Consider the following 24,518-nt stretch of genomic DNA (forward strand, 5'->3'; position numbering starts at 1 on the left):
AAACGCTCTATCCAGTAAATTTAAGGATAAGTCTTTGATTTTCGCATTACTAAAATAATTGTACCTCCCCCTCTAACTTTAACCAACAGGAGTGATTCTCATTGAAATTCGCAAATGTATCCGTTAAGAAGGACGCCTTTGAGAACGCTTTGGAACATATAATCAGGGAACTTCCCCAATCCATCCAATGGTCGAATGACGGCCATTGGATTTGTTTTAGACCAGAGGATTTGAAACTTCCTTCACAAGGCTGGAAAATACATCTATCTGTGGTTCCTGGAGAAGGAGCTGAACTGTTACGCCGCATTACACCTGTTTTGACGGAGCACGGTGTACAGTGGAAGGTTGTGAACAGTGGATTGAAATTGATTGAAACTTCTAACGGATCGATCCCCCTGCCTCAAACGGGTAAATGTGTCACGATCTATGCAGCAAACGAGAAACAGTTTCTGCACCTGCTTGAGGATATGCATGTATGCACCATCGGGTTCGATGGCCCGGCTATTCCTACAGATCGGTCATACCGCGGGAGCGCATGCGTATTTTATCGTTATGGTGCGTTCACAGACCGATTCTATTATGACCGATATTCGGCAGCAAAAGTGCATGCGATCCAGAATATTGAGGGAAATCTGGAGGAGGATCGCCGTGTACCTGGCAGGTATAAGCCGGAATGGGTCAACGAGCCGGAGGAACTACTTCACATCCAGGCCACCAAGAAGGATATTTCTTCTTCCAACGTATCCAGTCCTAATAACAATGAGTTTGGAATACGAAATATTCGTGTGAAGCGTGTGCTCAAGAAGTCTGGCAAGGGAGGCGTATTTCTTATTTCCTGTACGCAGCATGCACAAGCCGTTATGAAAGAAGCGGTCCATCGCATGCGTGTCGATAGAGCAGGACGCTCTGCCCACGACTATGTAGAAAATGAATATCATGTACTTGAATTATTGAAGGAAACGGGCTATACACCCCAGCCACTTGATTTGTTTAATTATGAGAAAAATCGGTATCTGATTCTGGAGTATTTTGATAGCATCAGCTTGCGCGAGTATATTCATCGCAGACATGTTGCTGCAGATTATACATGGACGGAGATGGCTCGGATCTGCCAGGATATTCTGGATATGGTTGAGACCTGTCATCGTAAGGGAGTCATTATTAATGATTTAACACCTAACAATATTGTCGTAATGCCGGATGGTAATGTACGTCTAATTGACCTCGAATTGGCTTACTTACGAAATGACGAGAGGGAGACCAAGCCATTGACTGGGCATACGCCTGGATATGTGTCTCGTGGACGGGAACACAGTCAGAGATCAAGCTTCCAGGATGATATCTATTCACTCGGGGCTGTTTTCTATTATATGGCATCATCTGTGGACCCCTATTTCAAATATCAGACGGACTACCTCAAATGTGGTCAGGCTTTGTTGAAAGGTCTGGTTAATATGGAAGAACTGCGTTCCCTGGGTAATCTTTCTGTACGGATCATGACTGGTGTTTATGAGCAGTTGGCAGATATTCGCAACGATTTGGATGCAATTTCAAAAGAGCCGATGAATGAATGGCAAGGATCATCTCTGCCATTGAACAACGAACTAACTGGAGCCGAGGTATTGCGTCAGGCACAAAGGATGGCCGATTGGCTTTATACATCGCTTGATTTTGATAATAGGCAAGAACTTTATCCGGAAAACAGCATGAGCCGGATGTTTCATCCGGCAAATTTTAACTTTGGATGGACAGGCATGGTCTACGGCTTTAACCAGCTTGGTCATATTACACAACTTATTCAGTATCATCAGTATGCCCGAGAAGTTATGGAATGGATTTTGGTTCATCACCCATACATTCCGGACGAGACACCGACCGGATTATACTTTGGGTATGGGGCAGTTCCGTGGAGATTGGCTGAGACTGCAGAGGCGTTAAATGATTCTTCATTGCTTGATCTGGCGGAGAATCTGGCATTACAGCTAACTCAGAATGGACCGACCCAAACCAATATCAGTCATGGAGCTGCAGGTCTGGGATTAATGTTATTGGAGATTTATCGCATTGGGGGCCGCGCGGAACTACTTGAACGAGCTGAGTTATTGGCTGCTTATATATTGAATCAGGAAGAACGGAACGAGGATGGACTGAGTATGTGGAAAGTGAAAGAGCAGCCAAGTAAGAAAAATGGTGGGCATTATTCCCTGGGATTTTCTCACGGCATCGCGGGGATTGGTTATTTTCTACTCGCAATTGCAGATCAAACCAATAAGGAAGTCTATTTATCAGCAGTGAAACGAATTGTCTATACATTGGATCGTACCAGTCATACCGGTCAGAATGGCCAGAAGATGTGGCCTGCAACATCTGAAAAACCGGATACGCTCTGGGTACACTGGTGTAATGGTTCGGCTGGCATCGGGCGTTTTCTTCTGGCAGCTGCTGATGTGTTGGGTGATCCGGTGTCTGCGAGGCTTGGCAGAGAAGCTGCAGATGCGGTGGAACAGACCACGATCTTTGCTTCCTTCGGGCAATGTCATGGGTTAGCTGGCAACGGTGATCTGCTGCTTTTGGCGGAGCGTTGTCATCCTGGCCGGTATGCGGCCAGACTGGAACAATATGCACAGACGCTGTTGGCGATGAGAAGTGACGAGCACGACATGTGGATGTGGCCACTGGAAGATATGGAATCATTCTCACCGGATTATATGACAGGATATATGGGCGTATACTCCTTTCTGCTTCGTCTTTATTACCCTTCAGTGTGTGCAGAACCGTTGGTATATTCAGGTTTTAACCCTGTCAAGGAGGCGATGAATTATGATATTAACAGCTATATCTGATGTTCTTCCTCAATTTCGGCATGAACAGGGCGAGTACGGGCATCGTTATTATGCAGCAGCCCCAGATTACTGCGAAACCGGATCTTCATTAATGATCATTGATCACGGACAAAGGCAGTATACACTCGATTTATGGAGTGATGCAGGTTCCATGACGTATTGGAAGGATCGGATTCAACCCATACTTGAGTCACTCGAATGGGATGCTCTATATGCAACGTTTCCTGTCTCATTTCCATGGGAAAAACTTGGATTACGGGTGGATGTTCTTGCGCATAGGCATCGATTTATCGGTAAGTTGAAGGATATCCCGGCTTCTGATATTCCTGATGATGCTGCAACATGGATTTCTACACTGGGACAGGCGGAGGGGGTAGCGCAGATTCTTTTGGAAAGCGATCCCTCCTGTCCCGGCTTGGAAGCTGCACGTCAGGCAGTCAAAGATATCTATAGAGGAGCATATGGAACTTTGCTGAAGGGGTCCGGATTGGTTGAATTAGAGGGGCAACAGATGGGAGCTTGCTTACTCAGTGATGAGTTCGGATCTGTATTGATTGCTCATATATGCACAGTACCTAATGTGAAACGTAAGGGCTGGGCGCGCTGGCTTGCTGCTTACGGTCTTCAACGATGTATAACAGAACAATATGAAACGGTAAAAGCTTCGCTCGATGCGAACAATATCGGCAGTTATCGATTAATGGCTTCACTGAATTTGCAGCAGATTCCCGAGCCTGCACAGGTATGCCGGATTACGAAAGAGCGTGATTGCTCATGATCCCTGTATTACTTGAGAGTACGCAATATCGTGATCTGCGAAGCAATTGGCTTCGTTCGAGTCATGAGCCTGGGCTGTTTGTCGCTCAAGGGGAGCCGGACGCAGTGAAGCATGAGGTCCAAAAGCTGCACACTCACTGGCAGGATCAGGCTATTGTAATATCGGTGGATCATCCGTATTATTCTCTTCCCATCATCTATCAGCTAAATGCAATTCAGCCTTCCGGCGATCTTGTGGCCTGCAAAAACGCCTTATTAAGATTCAAAACAGCGGGCTGGGCTCCGGGTAATAGGAAATGGGTATTGGTGGAGGTAGCGTCCCATTTACATGCATCTGATCTCGGGGCTATCCACCATCTTCTGTATCGTCAGAAACTAAGAGGGGTCAGTGTACTGGTATTTTTCCACCGATATCCTTCCAAAATGCCGACACGCGGTGAGATGCACTGGCTTCCAATTTCGCTTGTCAGAGAAACACCGGACCATACCCGAAGTTCATTGGATAAACATCTTGCCATGGCGAGAAAAAAAGGCGGACAAGAGAAAACATTGGCGCTCTACAACAGGATGGCCTGGATTTTGCTGTCCAAGTCGGATGATCCGGTCCGGTATAAGGCTTGTTTGCATTTTTTTAAACAGAATACATTATTTCAACGTTTGTCAGCGGCTCAGCAAGCGGTTTTATGGTTCGAATTGGCACAGCTGCTAACCAAAAAAGGCAGGGATTATTCGGGAGCACGATACTGTTATTCAGAAGCTCGAAAGCTGCTCTCACATAAGGAATTAACCGAGTCTTTCCGGGTTGGGAAATGCTGTGCGCTGGATAATGGTGAAGCATTGATTGAACTGCAGGAAGGCAATGCTGATCGTGCAATTGAGCTGGAACGGCAGGCCAGTCGGCGTATTCAGTTGCTTCCTGATGGTCCTGAGCAGCGTACTTTTCAGATTCAGACTGCGTTAAATATTGCAGGGTTGCAGCTTAGATCAGGCCAATGGGCTGAGGCTCATACAACTCTGCTGGCAGCGGAGAAACTGTGCACTGAGCAGTATGTCGATTGGCTCAGTCCCATACTCGATTTAAGAATGGAAATACATCGGCAGTGTGGTGAAGAAGAGAAGGAGTACCAACTGCTGATTCGGTTGCTTCGATTAAAGACTGCCTCCGTCAATGCCAAGCGGCTCCGTCGTGCGGTGGAGATTGCTGGAGAACAAGTACGCCGAGGGTCAACCGACCTGGCTACCGAGGTTTATCACCTATTAATGATGTCCCTTCCTGCTGCCAATCTGCCACAAATTGAGAAGATCCAGCAGGCCATAAGAGAGCTTGAAACAGATGTCTCACCTGAAACTTCTGTCCTGGATCAATACATCAACAGATTACGTAGCCAGTTGGAGGAGTGGGAGCAACTGAAGCTCTGGAATGAGAGGAGGGAATCCAGTTGCGTCGTACCTTCCTGACTCGAATGAGCATTAATCGGGAGCGGACTGGAATGCTGTTGTCCTATGATAATGGTCATACAGAATGGTGCACACTTGATGAGACAGGTCAGACAAAAGACAGGCATTGGCTGTATGAACATACGTCAGATTCAATGGATCGGACGGAGCATATTCAGTTTATTGCACCTAATCAGGTTCTGATAATCACTCAAGGAGATGCCGGGAAACGGCTGCATCTGTATGAAATGCAAGCTCAAGTGAAGCTTGTCCATACCTGTGCGCTGCAATTACCTTTTGCTGTTCTACAGGCGGCTTGGCAAGACGAAAAGTTGCAGTTGCTTTTTGCCATCCGAAATAAAGGGGGTTCTGTTCGATTAGGGCTTTACGATACGAAACGAGATGAGGCTAGATGGATTACAGCTAATCTGAATCATCCGCAATTGGCTTTCTGGTCGGGAATTGAACAGGAAATCGGTCTGAATGTTGATGGACAGGGGAGAGTGTATTCATACAGGGACAAAGTCGTTCAAAGTGCAGAATGGATGTATACGGCATATCCGTATCCAGTCATGGACAAACAGGGGGATATCATTGCGGTATCCATCCCTTCAGAGCAGGGATTCAAACCGGGATGGCTGAAACAGGGTGAGGATGTTGTGCACGAATTGTTCCCACAGTGTGAAGCGTTCTCTGAACTGGTAAGGGTACAGATTGATCTAGATACACAGAAAATCCTGTGTGAAGGTATAACTTGTGGCAGATGGCATTATGTGCAATATGCATTACAGGAGAAAAAGGAAGTATTTCAGCTGCGAGATTATCCAGGGACGCTGACACAGGCTGTTCTCAGCAGGGACAAGCAGGGGCTGGTGGGCAAATACGAGACTATCGCGACAGCTCCGAGACCAGGTCTATTTCGTTTTCAAGATCAAACCAACACCATTCCTTGGGTTCAAGGGCAGCAGGAAGTTATAACTAACGGTCGCAACGGTGGAGAACTGAAGGTGGAATACGGGGAAGCCTCCTATCGGTCCGAGATCATTCCCTATCTGGATATCCATCCAAAAGGTGCTGTACAGGCCGTCATTTACCTGCACGGAGGCCCACATAACTGTCTGTTCGACAGTTATAGTCCAGTAATGAAGAGGTTATCCGAGGCTGGTGTACGGGTGATCGGGCTCAACTATCCGGGCAGCTCCGGCTTTACTGGTGGATACAGGAGTCGTAATGAGAACGATTGGGGCGGTGTGGACGCAGATGTGGTCCGGTTTATTCGGGAACAGGTCTTATCCTCCTATTCAGACGTAGCTCTGTATGGCGTCAGTTATGGCGCCTATCTTGCATTGCTGGCTGCGGGCAGAGACCCAGTACTGTGGAGTGCTGTGGTAGCGTGTGCCCCCTTTACGGATTTGGGCAAGCTGTATACAGGAGGAGGGGCAAAGCTCAGATCTTTTTTGCAAAAAGAGATCGGTGAACTTCTTGAGGATGAATCCGCGCTGAGGACCCGAAGCCCGGTAGCCTACGCTTCTGCGCTAAGCGGAAGTGATATCTTGTTTATTCATGGGCAAGCAGATCAACTTTGTCCGGTGGAGCAGACGGAACAAATCTATCAGGAAATATTGAAATACAAGCTGGCTCTGGACGAACCCTCAGGCAGACTGGAACTTCATATCATTAAAGACTTAGAGCATGAAATTTATTCGGAACGGTTCTGGGCCCAGAAAGCAGTCGATTTTTTAACCTTTACCAAGGTGGGACAGGCAAAATAGAGGTAAGCTGCCAAAGCCGCTTTGCGGCTTTTTTGGCATGGGTTGGGGTGTCTTTTTGAACGGAAAAGGGAGTTGTGATTCCTTGTTTTAATAACGAATGTACCCGGGAATGGGGAGATGAGCTAGACTCATGGTTTACAAGAGAGTGAAGACGGTTTAAGATGGCGTGAGCCGTTTAAGGTATATAACAATGGGATTAAGTATTAAAATAACGGTAAGTTGACAAGATGATATCTACTGAAAAGAGGGATTTGATATGAAAGTTGCCATTTTTGGAGCAACCGGAGCGATTGGAAAGACGATACTGTGGGAGTTGATGGACCGCGGACATGAGGTAACGGCGATTGTTCGTGATCCTTCGAAGGTTGAGATGGAGCATGAACGTTTGCGTGTGGTAGAGGGGGATTTGCTTAACCCGGACCAGGTTGCCGATTTTACAGCCGGACAGGAAGCTGTTGTGAGTGCCTATGGACCGAAGTTTGGTGCGGAGGAAGAGATGCTGGAAGTTACACGTTCATTAATTGAGGGTGTTCGCCGTGCAAAAGCAGGACGTTTGGTTGTCGTTGGCGGAGCAGGAAGCTTACTTACGGATTCTGGAGAAATGCTGATGGACACACCAGGATTCCCTGAGGAGGTTAAACCATTGGCGAAAGCTCATGTTGATGCGTATAACCTGATCGAGGCATCGGATATCCACTGGACTTACATGAGTCCTGCCGCTACGATCACAACAGGAAGACGGACAGGCCTGTTCCGGGTTGGCATGAATCGTGTGATTACCGATGATCTGGGTGAGAGTTCGATTTCCGTTGGTGATTTTGCAGCCGCTTTGGTGGATGAACTGGATGATCCGCAATTTATTCAATCCCGGTTTACGGTGGGCTATTAATCGTTATTTGTTTAAACCAGATCGATGAAACGGAAACTCAATAGTTAAGGCTTGCTAGGCAGAAATATTTCGAAAAGGGTTGTCACCGGGGAGGGATGAACGTTGTTTATCGTAACCGCTGAACAGATGAGAGCTGTGGATGAGCATACGATTCAGACGCTTGGCATTCCTGCTGCCAGTCTGATGGAGAACGCAGGCAGAGCCATCGCCGAGGAGGTTATCCGGCTGTGCCGGGAAGGCGATGTTGACCATCGTTCGGAGCAGAATGCCTGCTGGAACGATGTAAACGGGAAGTGGGCGCACACCGGGCCCGGTGATCGGCCTGCTCATGGTGGCGACATCATCGCCGATCCGGCGCTCGTGATGGAGCAGCCCGGCGATCAGCAGTGGTACATGCTGATCGGCAAGGGTAATAATGGCGGCGACGGGCTGGTTGCGGCGCGCCATTTGGTTGAAGCTGGGCTCGGCGTGACTTTAGTCTACGCCGATGCGCCTGATGCATTGCGGGGCGAAGCCGCAGTGCAGCGGGATGCCGCCGCGCAGCTCGGCATCCCTGCTCTGGTCCACGGGCGCGAAGCCGTGGACTTCAGCCGGTGCACAGGCATCGTAGATGCGCTGTTGGGCACCGGCTCGCGTGGGGCGCCGCGCGGAGCATATGCGGCGCTGATTGCGGCGGCGAACGACAGCGGCAAGCTGGTCGTGTCCGCCGATGTGCCAAGCGGGCTGAATGCCGACACCGGGGAGGTATATGAGCCCTGCATTCAGGCCAGGGTAACTGTATGTCTCGCGCTGCTTAAGCGCGGACTCGTGCAGTACCCGGGTGCCTCTGCCGTGGGGCGCATCGTGGTGCGCTCCATCGGCATTCCCGCGCGGCTTGCGCCGCAGCATGGCCCCTCGGTCCGTCTGCTGACGGAAGAGGTGCTGCGCAGCGCGCTGCGCGTGGACACGGGCCGCCTCCGGGCACCGGACGGCCACAAGGGCACTTACGGCCATGTGCTGCTGGCCGCAGGAAGTCTGCCGATGAGCGGCGCAGGCCTGCTCTCGGCCAAGGCTGCGCTGCGCGCTGGCTGCGGGCTCGCCACATGGGCGCTGCCCGCGGCACTGCTGCCGCATGTCATCGGCACCGTGCCCGAGCTCATGCTCGCTGCCGCCGCAGATGGCGACAGCGGCGAATGGAACGCGGCTTCCGCGGACGCCGTGCTGCGTCTCGCGGAAAGCCGCGACGTGCTCGCGACCGGCCCGGGCCTCGGCCGCTTCAAGGACGACACAGACTGGCTGCGCCGTCTGTGGCAACATTCGGATCGCCCGCTCGTCATCGACGCGGACGCCCTCAACATGCTGGCAGACGCTGGCCCAACAGGGCCCCGCGACTGGGGCAAACGAAGTGCGGCGACTATCCTGACGCCGCACCCGGGGGAGATGGGCCGACTGCTGGGCATGTCGACCCCCGAAGTGCAGCGTGACCGAATCGGACACGCTGTACGGTACGCCCGCGAGCAGGGCGTGACCCTGGTGCTCAAGGGAGCACGAACGGTCATCGCAACGCCATCCGGCGAGGCGTATATCAACACCACCGGGCACGCCGGCATGGCAACCGGAGGTGCCGGAGACGTATTGACCGGCATTATCGCCGGTCTGCTCGCCCAAGGGCTCAGCGCGGAGCAGGCTGCCTCCTTTGGCGTGTTTCTACACGGTCAGGCAGGGGAGAGAGCCGCGCTGCTGCGTGGTGATCCGGCATCCCTGCTCGCCGGGGATATCGTGGATGCACTATAAATCTTGAGCATGATTGGTGCCGCACTCTTGGTGCATTCGTTACTGCATAAGCTGCATTTACACGGCTTTGAGCTCGTGTGACAGGTGCAGTTAGAGAGTGCATGTCCTTCATATGCTGCTTGTCTCTGCACACAGCATAATGATATAAACCATTCATAACATTAAGAAAGGGATGTCCCGCAAGTCATCAACATGACGTGGACATCCCTTTTTAGTGTGAATACCGTTTAACGAACCGAGCACACGCTATGAGCTGCATTTTCCAATGATCTGCGTTTTAACGAATCACAGCGACGTTATTTTCACTGATCGGCAGGCTCTGGCCCAAGTCTGTACCAGTATAACGAGAATAACGTGGCTGAAGTTCGTTAACCTGTACATTCGATCCAAATCCCCCAATTAAGGTGTGGTCGATTCATTAGAATTGATTAGCGATTCGAGACGAGAAGGGAAGTCTCTTCCAGCCTTCGGTACAATCGCTTCTCTTCTTTCTTTCTTTCATCCTGACTCCACTACAACCGGAACCGTAAAAGCTCCTGATGCATCTCTGCACTGATATCCCGCAGGGTTTTCACCTTAGTGCTTGCTTCGGCGAACGAACGTTGCTGCTCGGCCGTTGAAGCTGTAATTTCCTCACTGCTTGCAGCCGATTGTTCCGTTATGGCACTTATATTTTCAATCGCCTGCTGAACCTGTGCGCTAAGTTCACTGGACTGCTGCATGTCTTCCGTAAGCTGATTAATACTTGTGCTGATCCGCTCTACACTGTGACGAATTCCGGAGAAGGATTCGCCGGTTTTTCCGGTGGCCTGCTCCTGTTCTGCAAAGAGCTGGATGCTCTGTGTCACAGAGTTTTTCACTTTGCCCATAGCTGCTGTGATTTCGCCGACAGCCGCAAAGATATGCTGTACCGATTGCTCAGATTGCTCAGCCAGTTTCTTCACTTCCCCCGCGACGACAGCAAAACCGCGTCCCGCTTCACCAGCACGTGCCGCTTCGATGGAAGCGTTCAGAGACAGAAGGGTTGTCTGTGTAGCAATGCTTGATACATAGCCGGTCATCGTTGCGATCCGGGAGGCGCTCTCCTCCAGTTCCTGGACAGTCTTCTCTACCTCAGACATGGCAATCCGGTTTACTTCAGCCAGTCGAAGCTGTTCCTGTACGGCAATATGTCCCTCCTGAACGGAACTCAAAACTTCGTTACCATAGATGGCCGATTGTGAAGTCGCCTGTAGATTGCTTTCAAACATATGCTGCATCTTGTCCACGACCATGACCGTGTCACTTAGATCCTCAGCAATTTTCTGACTGCCAATCGACAGTTCTTCGGTTGTTCTAGATACTTGCTGAACAATGGCCTGCACGGTATCATTGCCGCGATCAATGTCCTGCGCCATCCCATCAACACGGTTTCCTGCGGCACCAATGGATTGAATGATACTGCGTATGTTCCCCGTCATAAGACGGAAGGAGCGGTTTAAGTCATCCAGTTCATCTTTGCCACGTGTCTCCGTAAGCTGCTGCGTAAGATCGCCGTTCGCAATTTGTCCTGCAGCTTCCTTCAAGGTGCGAATGCGCCCCGCCAATTGTCGTGAAGTGTACATGTTGAACAGCAGGACAGCGACCAGCAGGACGATGGCTCCGACGAGAGCAATCTGCCAGGTTCGCTGGATGTCTTGTTCAAGATCTACTGTGTATTGGTCATATCGATCCCGGGTCACCTCATCCAGCATATAGATATCATTTTGTATGCCTTTGACCCGTGAGCTGAAACGTTTGGCGTCCGAACTGTTCATGGCTGTGATGGCTTCGGTGGCGCCCGTGTCCAGAGCCGTCAATTTGGTTTGGATCGATTGGATCAGGCGAAGCTGTTCATCCGTTTCCAACAAGCCTTCTGTGAGCTGCTTTACCATGGTTTTACCTTCATTCAGCAAGCGTGCTACATTATCCTGATTGCCAGCTGTCATGGAGAACGAGTACACATCGAGCGCCTGTTCGGTCTGTATCTGGTTAGCGTTCAGCTCCGTGACCTTCAGCATGGCAGGCACCAGATTTTGATTTTTGGCATTCATGTTTAGCAATTGAATGATGATATAGGCTACTAGCAAAAGGCATAACAGTAACGATACGATGGCGTTCAATATCAGCTTTCCCTGCAATTTCATAAGCGTGCCTCCATATTAGCAATTGGTTTATTGATCTAGGGTAATTTTGGTTTTGCCGGAAGCGATCTGTGCTTTCAAATCTTCGAATGTTTGCTGTTGTTCGTCCGTGAGTGTGATGTTATGTAGGGCGGTTAAACCTACGCCGTTTTCTGCCAGACCATAGAACATTTCTTTTTCGGGAAATGAATGCTGGTTCTGAATGAACGTATTAATGGCGTTATGAAGAGAGACATCTACATTTTTGAGCATGGAAGTGAGTACTGCTTTTTCTGCTAAAAAGAACTGATCCTGGTCCACGCCAATGGCGTATTTACCCAATCGCTGAATCTCTGAAAGTGAGCCTATACCGGTAAGTCCGGCAGCAACATAAATCACGTCAACTCGTTGTTCTTGAATCATCTGTGCTGCGAGCTTACCTCCAAGATCAGGATTGCCGAAATCCCCGGCGTACATGACATGCACTGCGGCATCGGGATTAGCGGCCTTTACACCTTGCTCAAAACCTTGCTGGAAATCGTGAAGCACCGGAATATCCATTCCACCCAAGAAGCCTACATGGTCTTCATTTGTTGCAAAGCCAGCAATGATACCTGCAAGATAGCTGCCTTCTTCTGCTTTGAAGGACATGGAGGTCACATTGGGGAGATCGGAATGCCCGTCAATGATGAGAAAACGCTGATCGGGATATTTTTGAGCAACCTTCTCCAAATCGGCTTTTATCGTGTCGCTTAGACCAATAATCAGATCAACCTTATCCTTCGCAAATTGCTCAAAGGCTGCCTCGGATGTCAGATCCTTTCCCGGTTCCTTGTAATCAAACACAATACTGTTCTCGTTTCTTGCCTGTACCAATCCTTCAAAAGATGCGTCACTGAAGGAATGATCACCCAGGCCGACATCTGTAAGAACGATTCCGACTTTGGTTCGCTGATCTGCGGGGGACACCTTATCGGTTGCCGAGCATGCTCCCAGGACCATAATAACCAGAACCATCATCATGGTGAACCAGAATTTGATTTTCCCTTGTGTTTTCATGTGCGTATGCCCTCTTTTCTATAAGATGGAGATGACGTGTGAGGTGAGCAATTCCTCTATATGTATATCGGACGGGAGCAGAGTCTCTGTAATGGGAAGGATGAAAATTTACGGAAAATCTATGAAAATAAAATGAAAACTATGAATTATACATGGGATTTACATTTGAAGAGACATGAATTCTATACAGAACCTGTAATACGTCTTGCTGGTCAACGGGGAAAAAAGATAAAAAAAGCAAAGAAGAGACCGATCAGATCTCTTCCTTGCCTCTTTCCTGAAACCAAACGAATGATGAATGACTACATATCATGAATCAAAAAATTCATATATATGAACGGTTTTCCCTGTTCCCCTTAGCATATGCAATACGCCTGAGCGTTACGTTCCCGCTCTCATTCAGCTGCACTTGCAGCCTATTACCACGCTGCTACCGAGCCATCGGCCCGGCTTTCCGTACCGCCGCACAATACGCCGTTGTCCGGGTTGCGCCAGATGATCTGGCCGCGACCAAACATCGACGGATCGAGGGCGACTTGTATATCATGCCCTTTGCGGGCAAGTGCCTGTGCAATATGCTGAGGGAATCCGGGCTCAACCAGGATCGTTTTGCCTTTGGTCCACTGCCAGCGCGGAGAATCGAGCGCAGCCTGTGGGTTGAGGTGGAAGTCCACCGTATTCATGACGATCTGCACATGACCCTGGGGCTGCATGAAACCGCCCATGACCCCGAATGGTCCGATCGCTTCCTCGCCGCGTGTCAGAAAGCCCGGGATGATCGTATGATATGTCCGTTTGCCCGGCGCTAGCGCGTTGGCGTGATCGGGATCAAGTGAGAAATTATGTCCCCGGTTTTGCAGGGCAATGCCTGTGCCTGGCACAACTAGTCCGGAGCCGAAGCCCATATAATTGCTCTGGATGAAGGAAACCATGTTGCCCTTACCATCTGCCGTTGCAAGATACACCGTTCCGCTTGCCTTTGGATCGCCTGCTTCAGGTGGAAGTGCCATATCACCAATGAGTTTGCGCCGTTCGTCTGCATACGCTTCGGATAATAATTCCTGCACGGTTACGCCCATCTTGCGTTCCTCGGTAATGTATTTCTCCCCATCGGCAAACGCCAGCTTCATGGCTTCCAGCTGCCTGTGGTATGCCAGGACGGATTCCTTTTCTTCAAAATCAAAGCCCTTTAGCAGATTGAGCGCTGCCAGAGCAATCAGCCCCTGACCGTTCGGTGGGATCTCCCACACGTCATATCCGCGATAGGAGACCGAGATCGGATCAACCCATTCAGGCTGAAATGCAGCCAGATCTTCTTTGGTGAGGTAACCTCCGTGTTCTGCCATAAAAGAGTGAATACGCTCCGCGAGTTCACCTTCATAGAAGTCTCGCGACTCGCTCTCGCCAATCCGGCGCAGTGTTGCCGCATGATCCGGCGAACGCCACATCTCGCCCACGGCGGGAACACGCCCGCCTGGGGCAAACGTCTCAAACCACGCCCGCCCGGCTTCCGCATCGCCTTGGCGTGCATAGATGTCGGCTGCCCGTGCCCAATGGCGGGCCAGCCCCGGCGCAAGCGGGTAACCTTCTTCCGCGTAGCGGACAGCCGGTTCCAGCGCTTCCGCCAGCGTGAGCCGCCCGAATCGGCGGCTCAGCTCAGCCCAACCAGCCGGTGCGCCAGGCACCGTCACCGGGATGACCCCAAGCTTCGGCATCTCCGAATAGCCTGCCGCCTTGAGCGCCTCAATCGATATACTCTGAGGCGCAGGCCCGCTGGCATTCAGGCCATGCAGCTTGCCCTCGGTCCAGACGAGGGCAAAGGCATCGCCCCCAATGCCATTGGACGTTGGCTCCAGCACGGTGAGCGCAGCAGCGGTGGCGATCGCGGCATCAATGGCGTTGCCGCCCTTTTTTAACACGTCCAGACCGGCTTGTGCAGCCAACGGCTGTGAAGTGGCGACCATACCTTGTTTGGCATAAACGGGCACACGGTAAGACGGATACGGTTGGTAGAGTGGATCGTAGTTCATCAGGTTGTTCAGCTCCTTGTCGCAAGATGTCAGGTTCCGGCTCGCCGGATCATTTACTCCTAACCCTCTTCGGAACAGATGACGTGTTCTCCTGCTGCCAACGCGAAATCCAACCTGACATGGCTCGTGAACGGGGATGATACAGTTGAATTCATATCAGTGCAATTATATTTTTTTCAAAGATTTGAGGTGTTCTCCAGATGACTAGGTTGTTACCATGTCGCCGCCATTGACATGAATGCACTCACCAGTGACATAGGAGGAGTCGCGAGATGCAAGATAGACGTAGGCAGCCGCAAGTTCATAAGGTTGGCCTGCCCGGCCCATCGGCGTCTCGGTTCCAAATACCTGTACATCTTCAGCGGAGAAGCTGGATGGAATGAGTGGTGTCCAGATGGGTCCCGGAGCCACGCAATTCACCCGGATTCCTTCCGATGCGAGCGATTTGGCGAGTACACGAGTCAGGGAGACGACAGCCCCTTTGCTGGATGAGTAATCGATCAGCTGCACTTCACCTTTATAGGCCGTAATGGAAGCTGTATTGATGATGGATGCTCCTTTGCACAGATGCGGGAGAGCCGCCTGAATAAGAAAGAAATAGGCAAACACATTCGTTTGGAACGTATGGTACAGCTGTTCTTCCGTAATATCGACAATGCTCGGCTGTACGTACTGCACGCCATGATTGTTAACAAGGACATCGATCTTTCCGAAGGTTTCCATGGTCGTACGGATGACAGCCTCGCAGTTTTTCTTCAACCGCAGATCAATCTCGATTAACAGACACCGTTGTCCCAGCTCTTCAATGCGTTCACGTGTCCTTTCGGCGTCGGTCCGTTCATATAAATAAGCGATGGTGATATCTGCACCTTCCTTGGCAAAAGCAATAGCTGCTGCTCTGCCGATTCCACTGTCACCACCGGTTATAATCGCAACCTTGCCTTCCAGCTTGAAGCTGCCAATATAAGCAGGATCTTCGCTGATCGGTTCAGGCACCATCAGGGTTTCCAGACCTGGCTGCAGGTCCTGATGCTGGGGCGGGAAAGCCAGCTTCTGTGGCTTGCACACCGTTTTCTCACCGTAAAAAGGATAGACAGGATTCATTCGGTTTACATCCTCCTCGCACGTTCGTTCATACGTCTATACTATGCATTCGCCCAGAAGAAGGTGCGGCAGGAGCAAGAAGGGCATTTGTTTTTGGCGCAAAATATACCATAATAAGGGTGTAGTTATTGCAGCAGTTCATTAAAATGTGGAGGTGTCAGGAGCCAAATGAATATTCAGGGGATTAATCATCTGTGCTTTTCCGTATCCAATCTGGAGCGGTCCATTACCTTTTATGAGCAGGCTCTCGGTGCCCGTATTCAGGTGAAAGGCCGGAAGCTGGCATATTTCGAACTTGCCGGACTGTGGATCGCATTGAATCAGGAAGACGTCATTCGCAACTATACGGAACGAACGTATACACATATTGCCTTTACCGTAAAAGAAGAGGAATTCGACGAATCTGTGCAGCAGCTGCGAGCAGCCGGGGCTCACATTCTTCGCGGAAGACCACGTGACCCTAAGGATGCATTATCTGTGTATTTTACCGATCCCGATGGACATCTGTTCGAGCTACATACCGGAAATATGAAGCAAAGGCTGGAATATTACAGGGAAGACAAACCCCATATGACCTTTTATACGTAATCAATGAGTTAAAATGGAAAAAAATGTGCCATATCTATTGTGCAAACAATGGATGTACATATAATATGGACAAATATACCCTTAATTTACCACCGTTTGATACTTAGTTCATACTTAAGGAGGTTTGTCATGATTCAGTTTCCCAAACCGGATGTAGAACAGTATTTCCAGACGTATCGGATTTCCCATTTTGCCGTATCGGCCGATGAGAAACGTTTGTTTTTTGACAGCAATCTGAATGGCCAGCCCAATATCTGGGCGATGGATCTGCCGGGTGGCTACCCGTATCCTTTGACATATTTGAATCAGAGCAGCCAGTTTATCAAACCAGACCCAGAAGGACGTCATATTCTCACGGCGTTTGATCGGGACGGGGATGAGAATTATCATCTGTATGCACTTCAACCGGAAGGCGGGGTCCCATTTCCTGTCGTTCCGGCAGAGCCCAATGATCGTTGTTATTTCTCCCATCTGTCCGAGGATGGACAGCGTCTTTATTATATGACAAGTAGGGATAACCCGAACTATCTCAATTCACGCCGGATTAACCTGGAAACGGGAGAGGATGAGCTGCTGCATCAGGGGGAAGAGGTCACAAGCAATCTGGTTACTGTGAGTTCGGATGAACAGGCCTATGTGATCTTGAATGTATACTCCAATACCTACCAGACAGCATACGTGTATCGGAACGGTCAGTCAGAATCCATTATTCCAGTCTCCGAGCGGCAGAGTCAGGTCTCGTATGTCTTATTTGCAGACAATAATCGGCTTCTGATGATTACAAATGATAATGAACCGTACACCTATGTGGCCGAATACCGGCTGGATACTCATGAATTTCGTCCTCTGTGCAAAGTGGAGGGAGAAGACGTGGATATCATCCGCTGGCACAAGGATTCAGAGACGTTATACTTCTGGACGTTTACAGGTCCCGAGAATCGGATGTACGCGCTGGACAAAGGTTCGGAGCAGCCTCGGCGTGTGGAAATGCCACTGGATACGGTGGAGGATGTGACGGTTACCAAGGCTGGAAATGTGTATATTTTGGGGCGTGGAGCGATCCAGCCGCATAATATCTATCGGTTGATGGCAGGTAGTAAGTCCTGGGAACCGCTGACTGACAATCGAGTAACAGGGCTTGATCCGAGCGATCTCGTCTACCCGGATGTCATTCGATATAACTCCTACGACGGACTGGAGATCGAAGCGCTTTTTTTCAACGCGAAGCCGGAGCAGGCGAATGGTTACACGGTATTTTGGCCGCATGGGGGTCCACAGGCATCGGAAGCGAAGTTCTTCCGTCCGATGTTCCAAATGATGCTGGCTCAGGGTTATCATATTTTTGCTCCGAACTTCCGAGGGAGCACTGGATATGGCGCCGAGTTTGGCAAAATGGTCGAGAGAGATTGGGGTGAGGGCCCAAGGCTGGACTGTGTTGCGGGTATAAACTGGCTGTTTGACGAGGGCATCTCATCACCGGATCGCCTGTTCGTGGTGGGGGGAAGTTACGGCGGGTATATGACCTTGCTGCTGGCAGGGCGTCATCCGGAATTATTCCGCGCTGCGGTTGATATTTTTGGACCAAGTAATCTGTTCACCTTCCTGGAATCCGTGCCGGAAGACTGGAAACCGATGATGGACAACTGGCTGGGTGATCCGGTCCGTGACCGCGAACGTTTAACGAAGGATTCGCCAATTACGTATCTCGACCAGATGGTGAACCCGATGCTGGTCATTCAAGGGGCCAATGATCCAAGGGTCGTCAAGGCAGAATCGGATCAGATCGTGGCCGCGTTGCAGGGGAAAGGGGTAGACGTGGAATACATCGTTCTGGATGATGAAGGCCATGGCTTCTCCAGGAAAACGAATGAGATTCTCGTTTATCGGCGGATGCTGGAGTTTTTGCAGAAACATCAGGAGTCACCCGTCACACAGGCTTAAGGTGAGCGAGGTTTCGTCTTGGAACGAAATATATATTGGTATGACAAAAACCGCCAGAGATCATCCTAGATCTTTGGCGGTTTTATGCGTGCACCCGTATGTTAGGCGACATATTACGATAGTTTGGTGGGCTGTTATCCATTAAGCGACCTGTCCAAATCTACTCATCCAGCAATGCGAGAATCGAATCGATGGACTGCTCCGCCCATTGTGCAAAAGGCAGGTCAGCTGCCCACGTCACTTGTCCTGTCGCTTTGGCTTCACCCCACCATAAGATACGTTGATACAGCAGATGCACGCTGAGGCGTGCACGGAAGTGTTGGTTTTTCTCTTCATCTGCTGTACGGACCAGATCCCGGTAGCAGCGAAGGAACTGTGCGGCCAGTTCTGGTTGACCCTCACGAACATACCTGGTGGATATTTTGGTTAAGTCGGCTGTGCCGTCTCCGAAATAGGAGGTTGTAAAATCGAACAGACCACTAATCTGCCACCCTGAAGAAGGGCCGTCCAGATTTTGAATCAGAATATTCTCGACCTTGAAGTCTCCCATGACAAATCCCGGAACAGCTTTGGAACGAAATGCCGGTTCAGCATTCTTGAATTGCTCGTCCACCCACTGCACATCTTCATCCGTAATCACCGAATACTGTTCAGCATCATGTAACCAGTGACGAATGGTTCCGTACAACCAGTCCAGATAATCGCCTGCAAAGGAAACAATCTGCTTCGCTACAGGGTCATACTCCCCGGCATCAGGCACCTTCCAGCGGTGCAGTTCAGCCAAAGTATGGGCAAACATACAGGCGATCTCTTCCTGATCTTGCTGTGACAGTGAAGCCTGGAATGTTGGATCATACAGGTGATTCCCGGGCAGGCGCGGCATTATCGCATAACTCCAGCCTAGCAGATGAGTATCTTCATGTAATAAATATGGATCAGGGACAGGAATGGACGTATGTTTCGCCAGTTGTTCTACAAAGAACTTTTCTTCCTGTAACTGTCCTGCATATAAAGGATTGCCTTTCAGAACATACTCTCCACGGGAAGAGCGAATGAGCAGGGTCTGACCCATAACCCCTTTATCCGTTCGTCGATAATCTTCAAGGGTTCCCAGGTCAAGCTCATTCAGCGCATCCTGCAATGAAACTGCGGCCACTTCGCCAAGTTGATTGGAACCAAAATATATACGGGTTGTCATATGGTCGGACCTCCTGGATTTTAGTCCTCATTCTCTTCGTCAGACAGCTCATACGTTTCCTCATCGACCAATCCACGGATGAAAGCTTCAAAATTCGGCGCAAGATATGTAATCTCATAATCATTTTCCTGATCCACATGAACTACACAGGGTTCACCTTCAGGACCACAGAAGCGATAATCCAGCATAACAACATCATGACCAGCGGATGGACAATCACAGATCACAATCCCCAGATCGGGGTATCCCCAATCTTCGATCATGAACCGACTTCCCAGCTCACCAGCGAGTGCGTATATTTTATCGTGTCCGATTCCCATAAGGCTTGAAATGGCGATGTGATCCTCAGCCCATGAAGTTGCTTCTTTGGTGGGAAATACAGTGAGCGCAGGTATACCGCCGTTCTGCGTATTCATCAGTTGAATATAGGATGCGGGCAGCTTGTAACCTAGTTCTTGCTCAATAGACACAATTTCTTCTTCGTCAAATGGGTCTGATACATGATTGTCCTGCGCATAATCGCTCTGTACCCAGAACGTTGCAGGATCATAAGTCCCTGAAGCGGCTCTTAGCTGGTTCTGTATACCGCTCTGCTTGAATGCGGCAAGCTCCTCTTCATGACGCTGGCGATCTCGACGCATCTTGTCCGCTTCGGGACGAATCTGACGAAGGAATTCCAAGGTAGATTCATCGTGTGGCATGAGTTCGTCCGCTCTCTCAAAAGCCAAAAGTGCTTGTTCATAGTTGGCGATATAACAGTACGCGTAACCCAAGCGATATTGCCAGAGCGGGTCAGATGCCCCTTGTTGATGAACAGAAAGCAATTGCTCGACAGCTTCGCGATAACGCCCTGTATTATTATAAGCTCTGGCGAGCTGGCCGATGAGATTATAGTCTCGTTCCGTTTCCGGTATAGCTTCAATACGTTCAATGATACGTCCAAATTCATCCTGCTCATGCCACGATTGGAGTTGTTCCAACAGTTCACTTTGCATTACGTAGGCCTCATTTCAGTAGGGGATGAGAATCTCTTCCAACTATTTTACAAGGTTCAGAGATAAAAAAACACTCCTGCTTGTAGACAACCACGATGGCTTTCTACTAACAAGGAGTGCTTTAATGTAATAATTATGAATGATTGAAGAATGCAATTAGCTGGGTTTACAGATCGTCAAATCCGTTATCGTCGCCGACTTTGCCGTAGTTACGGGATTTGGCTTCGAAGAAGTCTGTTTTCGTCGCATTCAGCGCTTCGTCGGAGAATGGTTTGATCCAAGGCATGCAGTTCACATCCACGCCTTCATAAGCTTTTTCCATACCCATCAGACGCAGACGTTTGTTAGCGATGTACTTGATGTAGTCTTCCAACTCATTCAGGTCAATTCCGCGTACATTGCTGAGTGTGTAGTGCGCCCAGTTGGTTTCGAGTTCAACGGCACGGTTAATCGTTTTGTACACATAGTCCATGTTCTCTGGTGTGTTCAGTTCAGGGAAGTCTACCAACAGCTGTTTGTACACTTCAGCGAAGAAGTAGCAGTGTTGGTTCTCGTCACGCTGAATATAAGAGATCATTTGGCTGGTTGCCATCATCTTCTGGTCACGGGCCAGGTTGTAGAAGAAGGCAAATGTACTATAGAAGAAAATACCTTCAAGTACCAGATCGGCTACCATAGCCTGGAAGAACGTCTGTGGAGACGGGTTATCCCGGAAGGTTTGGTAGATGTCGGCGATGAACCGGTTACGGTCAAGCAGCACCGGATCATGTTTCCAGTATTCAAAAATTTCCTTTTGCTCCCGATCGGATACGATGGAGGACAGAACGTAAGAGTACGATTGGTTGTGTACAACTTCCTGTTGTCCGATGATTGCCGAGATCGCTTCCAGTGAGGAATCCGTGAAATAACGTTTCACGTCACCTACAAACATTGTTTGCATGGAGTCCAATACAGCGAGCAGGGAGATATTGACTTTGAATGTACGCTGTTCTTCCGGGTCCAATTGGGCAAATTGGGAAGCATCCTTGGACATTGGAATTTCATCCGCGATCCAGTGGTTGAGCAGCAGTACTTTATATAGTTTGTACATATGAGGCATACGAATATCGTTCCAGTTCAGAATGCCTGAGCATTCCCCTTCAATGATACGGGTAGACTGGTTAGGCGCTTCGGTATTGAAAATTTTCTGCAATTGCATAATCCGTTCACTCCTTGAATGAATTTACACTGTAATATTATTTCAACTTATATATTAGGGGCTGTGTTGTGGCATCTATATCAACATCTCGTGATGTTGTGATCGTGTTTTGGGCAAAAAAGTACCAGGGCAACGCCATTTTGCAATCAAAACAGGATGCCCTGGTGGTCATCGTAGATCTAGTGAGCTTTCAGCATCACGATAAACATTAGCTTGCGCAAGAATCGCATTCTTCAATAGTCAATGCCCGACTGCGGACATAATAAGTTGATTTAATGCCGGCTCTCCAGGCGTGCAGATGCAGTTCCAGGAATTCCGTTGCTTTGATATCTGGACGAACATACAAGTTGAAACTTTGTCCCTGATCGACGTGACGCTGACGGGCGGCAGCCATATTGATGGAAGCATGTTGATCCACCATGAACGCTGTTTTGTAGTACCAGATCGTTTTTTCGGACAGGTCAGGTGCCGGGTTGGCAATCTTATATGTCGTTTTCTCTTCATAAGACAACAGTTCGTAAAGCGGATCAATGCTGGCTGTTGAACCGGCAATGATGGATGTTGAACCATTTGGTGCAATGGCGAACAACCAGGCGTTACGTACACCGTTTTGCTGTACTTGTGCTTGCAGTTCTTTCCATTGTTCAGTTGTAACGAATTGACCTACGCGTTCACCAGTCGTGTAATCCCGTTGGTCGAAGTATTTACCCGTTTGCCAATCGGAACCTTGGAATTTCGGATAATGTCCTTTTTCCTTGGACAGCTCCATGCTGGCTTTTACGAGCAAATAGTTAATTTTTTCATACAAGTTATCGTTATAAGTGACTGCTTCTTCCGATTCCCAACGAATGCCTTCAAGAGCAAGTAGGTGATGGAGTCCGAATGTTCCCAGACCAACCGCACGGTATTGACTGTTGGTGTATTGGGCTTGCAGTACTTCAATGTTGTTAATGTCGATTACGTTGTCCAGCATACGAACCTGAATCGGTATCAGACGCTCCAATACATCATGAGGTACAGCACGTGCCAAGTGAATGGAGTTCAGGTTGCAGACTACGAAGTCGCCCGGCACTTTGGAAATCACGATGCGGGTTTGTCCATCTTTGGTTACGAGCTCTTCCTTTTCAACGACAGTTGCAGATTGGTTCTGCATGATTTCCGTACAAAGGTTGGAAGAGTACACCATGCCGTGTGCACTGTTCGGGTTCGCACGGTTAACCGTATCCCGGTAGAACATGTAAGGCGTACCGGTTTCCAGTTGGGATTTCATGACACGTTTCATGATGTCAATCGCCTGAACCGTGATCCGGGACAACAGCGGGTGGTTGACCGCTTCTTCATATTTCTCACGGAACGCGCCTTCGCCTACGGACTCATCATAGAAATCTTCCAGTCCGAGTGGACGACCGTTCTCGTCTTTCCAGCCCATCACTTTTTTCGTTTCATGCGGGCAGAACAGACTCCATTCGCCGCGGCTCGCTACTCGCTCCATGAACAGGTCAGGCAGGCAGATGCCGTGGAATACGTCATGCGCACGCATCCGCTCGTCACCATTGTTCAGCTTCAGATCAAGGAAGGCCAGAATGTCTTTGTGGAAAACGTCCAGATAAACGGCGATCGCACCTTTACGTGTTCCGAGCTGGTCTACGCTGACCGCAGTATTATTCAGTTGACGAATCCAAGGGATTACGCCAGAACTTGTGTTTTTGTGACCACGGATGTCCGAACCGCGAGCTCTGACTTTACCGAGGTAAACGCCGATGCCGCCGCCCATTTTGCTGAGACGTGCTACATCTGTGTTGGAATCGAAGATGCCCTCAAGGGAATCATCCACGGTATCAATGAAACAGCTGGAGAGTTGTCCAGCCACCTTTTTGCCCGCATTGGACATTGTAGGTGTAGCTGCCGTCATGTACATGTTGCTCATTGCCCAGTAAGCTTCTTTAACGAGATCCATACGTCTCTCAGCAGGCTCCTGATGCATCAGGTACATCGCGATAACCATGTAACGCTCTTGAGGCAGCTCCATGACTTTTCCGTCAAAATCATGAGCCAGGTAACGTTCTGCCAGTGTGAGCAAGCCGATGTAGTCGAACAACAGATCGTTTCGGTAGTCGATGCATTCAGCAAGTTCGTCGATTTGCTCTTTGGTGTAACATTCCAGCAGTTCTTCGCGGTAGATGCCTTTCTTTACAAGATCCACTAGAAGCGGGTGGAAAGCACCGTAAGGCTCTTCTGGGTAAGATTTGTATCTGCGGTTGGTTGCCGCTTTCTTGTAAAGGGAAGTAAGCAGGGAGCGTGCCGCTGCAAATTTCCAGTTAGGCTCTTCCTTCGTTACCAGTTCCAGCGCGCTCATCATAAAAGCGTTGCTGATCTCGTCTCCGGTCACTTCGTCACGACGGAGCTTGCTGTTTACCCCGCGTACCAGACGTTCCTTGTCGAGCATGTCCAGTCCTTCCAGAATACGATCTGCATATACCGAGATGCGCATATCATCAAAGGCAAGCTGGCGGTTGTTCGGCTTGGTCACAACTTGTGGCATGAATATTCCTCGCTTTCGCATGTTTAAGAGATAAATTGGAGAAATTCTTTATATAAAGAATTGAGTGTCTTCTTACGGTGAGATAAAGAAAATAGCTGCATATTGCGGACTGAACGGCGGTGATCGCGAGTCTTGCCTTATCTTGCACATAGGAGCAGCACGCAGAACATGTTCACATAAAAAGCATTCTCTCTGCCTATTGGCTGAAAATGCCCATGGATGTTCTGAGTT

16 protein-coding genes are annotated in these 24,518 nt (G+C 49.5%); 8 read left to right on the plus strand and 8 right to left on the minus strand.

Annotation, left to right across the window (positions count from 1 at the left end):
* Nucleotides 1-101 precede the first annotated feature (101 nt).
* The 6 genes from MKY42_RS02750 (at nt 102) to MKY42_RS02775 (ending at nt 9,491) form a co-directional block, all read left to right on the plus strand.
* Complete coding sequence (locus MKY42_RS02750) at nt 102-2,843, plus strand: lanthionine synthetase LanC family protein (protein WP_090904170.1); 2,742 nt, start codon at nt 102-104, stop codon at nt 2,841-2,843.
* Nucleotides 2,821-3,621 carry a hypothetical protein gene (locus MKY42_RS02755; protein WP_179261944.1) on the plus strand — a complete coding sequence of 267 codons (801 nt, stop codon included), beginning with the start codon at nt 2,821-2,823 and terminating at the stop codon, nt 3,619-3,621. The genes MKY42_RS02750 and MKY42_RS02755 overlap by 23 nt, the downstream gene beginning before the upstream one ends.
* Nucleotides 3,618-5,078, plus strand: coding sequence for a hypothetical protein (locus MKY42_RS02760; protein WP_090904172.1), 1,461 nt, complete (start codon nt 3,618-3,620; stop codon nt 5,076-5,078). Before MKY42_RS02755 ends, MKY42_RS02760 begins: the two co-directional genes overlap by 4 nt.
* Nucleotides 5,060-6,829, plus strand: a complete 1,770-nt coding sequence (locus MKY42_RS02765) for an alpha/beta fold hydrolase (RefSeq protein ID WP_339848390.1) — start codon at nt 5,060-5,062, stop codon at nt 6,827-6,829. The genes MKY42_RS02760 and MKY42_RS02765 overlap by 19 nt, the downstream gene beginning before the upstream one ends.
* 256 nt (nt 6,830-7,085) lie before the next feature.
* Nucleotides 7,086-7,718 carry an NAD(P)H-binding protein gene (locus tag MKY42_RS02770; RefSeq protein ID WP_090904174.1) on the plus strand — a complete coding sequence of 211 codons (633 nt, stop codon included), beginning with the start codon at nt 7,086-7,088 and terminating at the stop codon, nt 7,716-7,718.
* Nucleotides 7,719-7,820: 102 nt separating this feature from the next.
* The gene (locus tag MKY42_RS02775; protein WP_339848392.1) at nt 7,821-9,491 is read left to right on the plus strand and encodes an NAD(P)H-hydrate dehydratase; all 1,671 of its coding nucleotides are present in this window, start codon (nt 7,821-7,823) and stop codon (nt 9,489-9,491) included.
* 512 nt (nt 9,492-10,003) lie between these two features.
* On the opposite strand, the gene MKY42_RS02780 is transcribed toward MKY42_RS02775, so the two are convergent.
* The 4 genes from MKY42_RS02780 to MKY42_RS02795 all read right to left on the minus strand — a co-directional run bounded on the left by MKY42_RS02780 (nt 10,004) and on the right by MKY42_RS02795 (nt 15,825).
* Complete coding sequence (locus MKY42_RS02780; RefSeq protein WP_339848394.1) at nt 10,004-11,656, minus strand: methyl-accepting chemotaxis protein; 1,653 nt, start codon at nt 11,654-11,656, stop codon at nt 10,004-10,006.
* 27 nt (nt 11,657-11,683) lie between these two features.
* Nucleotides 11,684-12,691 carry a BMP family ABC transporter substrate-binding protein gene (locus MKY42_RS02785; RefSeq protein ID WP_179261938.1) on the minus strand — a complete coding sequence of 336 codons (1,008 nt, stop codon included), beginning with the start codon at nt 12,689-12,691 and terminating at the stop codon, nt 11,684-11,686.
* 419 nt (nt 12,692-13,110) lie between these two features.
* Entirely contained in the window at nt 13,111-14,721 is a 1,611-nt protein-coding gene (locus MKY42_RS02790; protein ID WP_339848397.1) for a gamma-glutamyltransferase family protein, read from the minus strand.
* 204 nt (nt 14,722-14,925) lie between these two features.
* Entirely contained in the window at nt 14,926-15,825 is a 900-nt protein-coding gene (locus MKY42_RS02795; RefSeq protein WP_339848398.1) for a glucose 1-dehydrogenase, read from the minus strand.
* 168 nt (nt 15,826-15,993) lie between these two features.
* Between MKY42_RS02795 and fosB the strand changes: the two genes are divergently transcribed.
* Both fosB and MKY42_RS02805 read left to right on the plus strand, forming a co-directional pair.
* Nucleotides 15,994-16,413, plus strand: coding sequence for a metallothiol transferase FosB (gene fosB, locus MKY42_RS02800; RefSeq protein ID WP_090904181.1), 420 nt, complete (start codon nt 15,994-15,996; stop codon nt 16,411-16,413).
* 129 nt (nt 16,414-16,542) lie between these two features.
* Complete coding sequence (locus tag MKY42_RS02805) at nt 16,543-18,354, plus strand: S9 family peptidase (RefSeq protein ID WP_339848399.1); 1,812 nt, start codon at nt 16,543-16,545, stop codon at nt 18,352-18,354.
* Between the two features lie 160 nt (nt 18,355-18,514).
* Here the strand turns inward: MKY42_RS02805 and MKY42_RS02810 are convergent, their stop codons facing one another.
* The 4 genes from MKY42_RS02810 to MKY42_RS02825 form a co-directional block, all read right to left on the minus strand.
* Nucleotides 18,515-19,552 carry an aminoglycoside phosphotransferase family protein gene (locus tag MKY42_RS02810; protein ID WP_179261932.1) on the minus strand — a complete coding sequence of 346 codons (1,038 nt, stop codon included), beginning with the start codon at nt 19,550-19,552 and terminating at the stop codon, nt 18,515-18,517.
* Nucleotides 19,553-19,572: 20 nt separating this feature from the next.
* On the minus strand, nt 19,573-20,547 hold the full coding sequence (locus MKY42_RS02815) for an SMI1/KNR4 family protein (RefSeq protein WP_339848401.1): 975 nt from the start codon (nt 20,545-20,547) through the stop codon (nt 19,573-19,575).
* 166 nt (nt 20,548-20,713) lie between these two features.
* The gene (locus tag MKY42_RS02820) at nt 20,714-21,745 is read right to left on the minus strand and encodes a ribonucleotide-diphosphate reductase subunit beta (RefSeq protein ID WP_024632189.1); all 1,032 of its coding nucleotides are present in this window, start codon (nt 21,743-21,745) and stop codon (nt 20,714-20,716) included.
* Nucleotides 21,746-21,953: 208 nt separating this feature from the next.
* Nucleotides 21,954-24,287 (minus strand): ribonucleoside-diphosphate reductase subunit alpha, encoded by a 2,334-nt coding sequence (locus MKY42_RS02825; RefSeq protein WP_179261930.1) that lies wholly within the window; start codon nt 24,285-24,287, stop codon nt 21,954-21,956.
* Nucleotides 24,288-24,518 lie beyond the last annotated feature (231 nt).

Source organism: Paenibacillus sp. FSL W7-1088, assembly GCF_037969855.1.
Lineage (GTDB): Bacteria > Bacillota > Bacilli > Paenibacillales > Paenibacillaceae > Paenibacillus.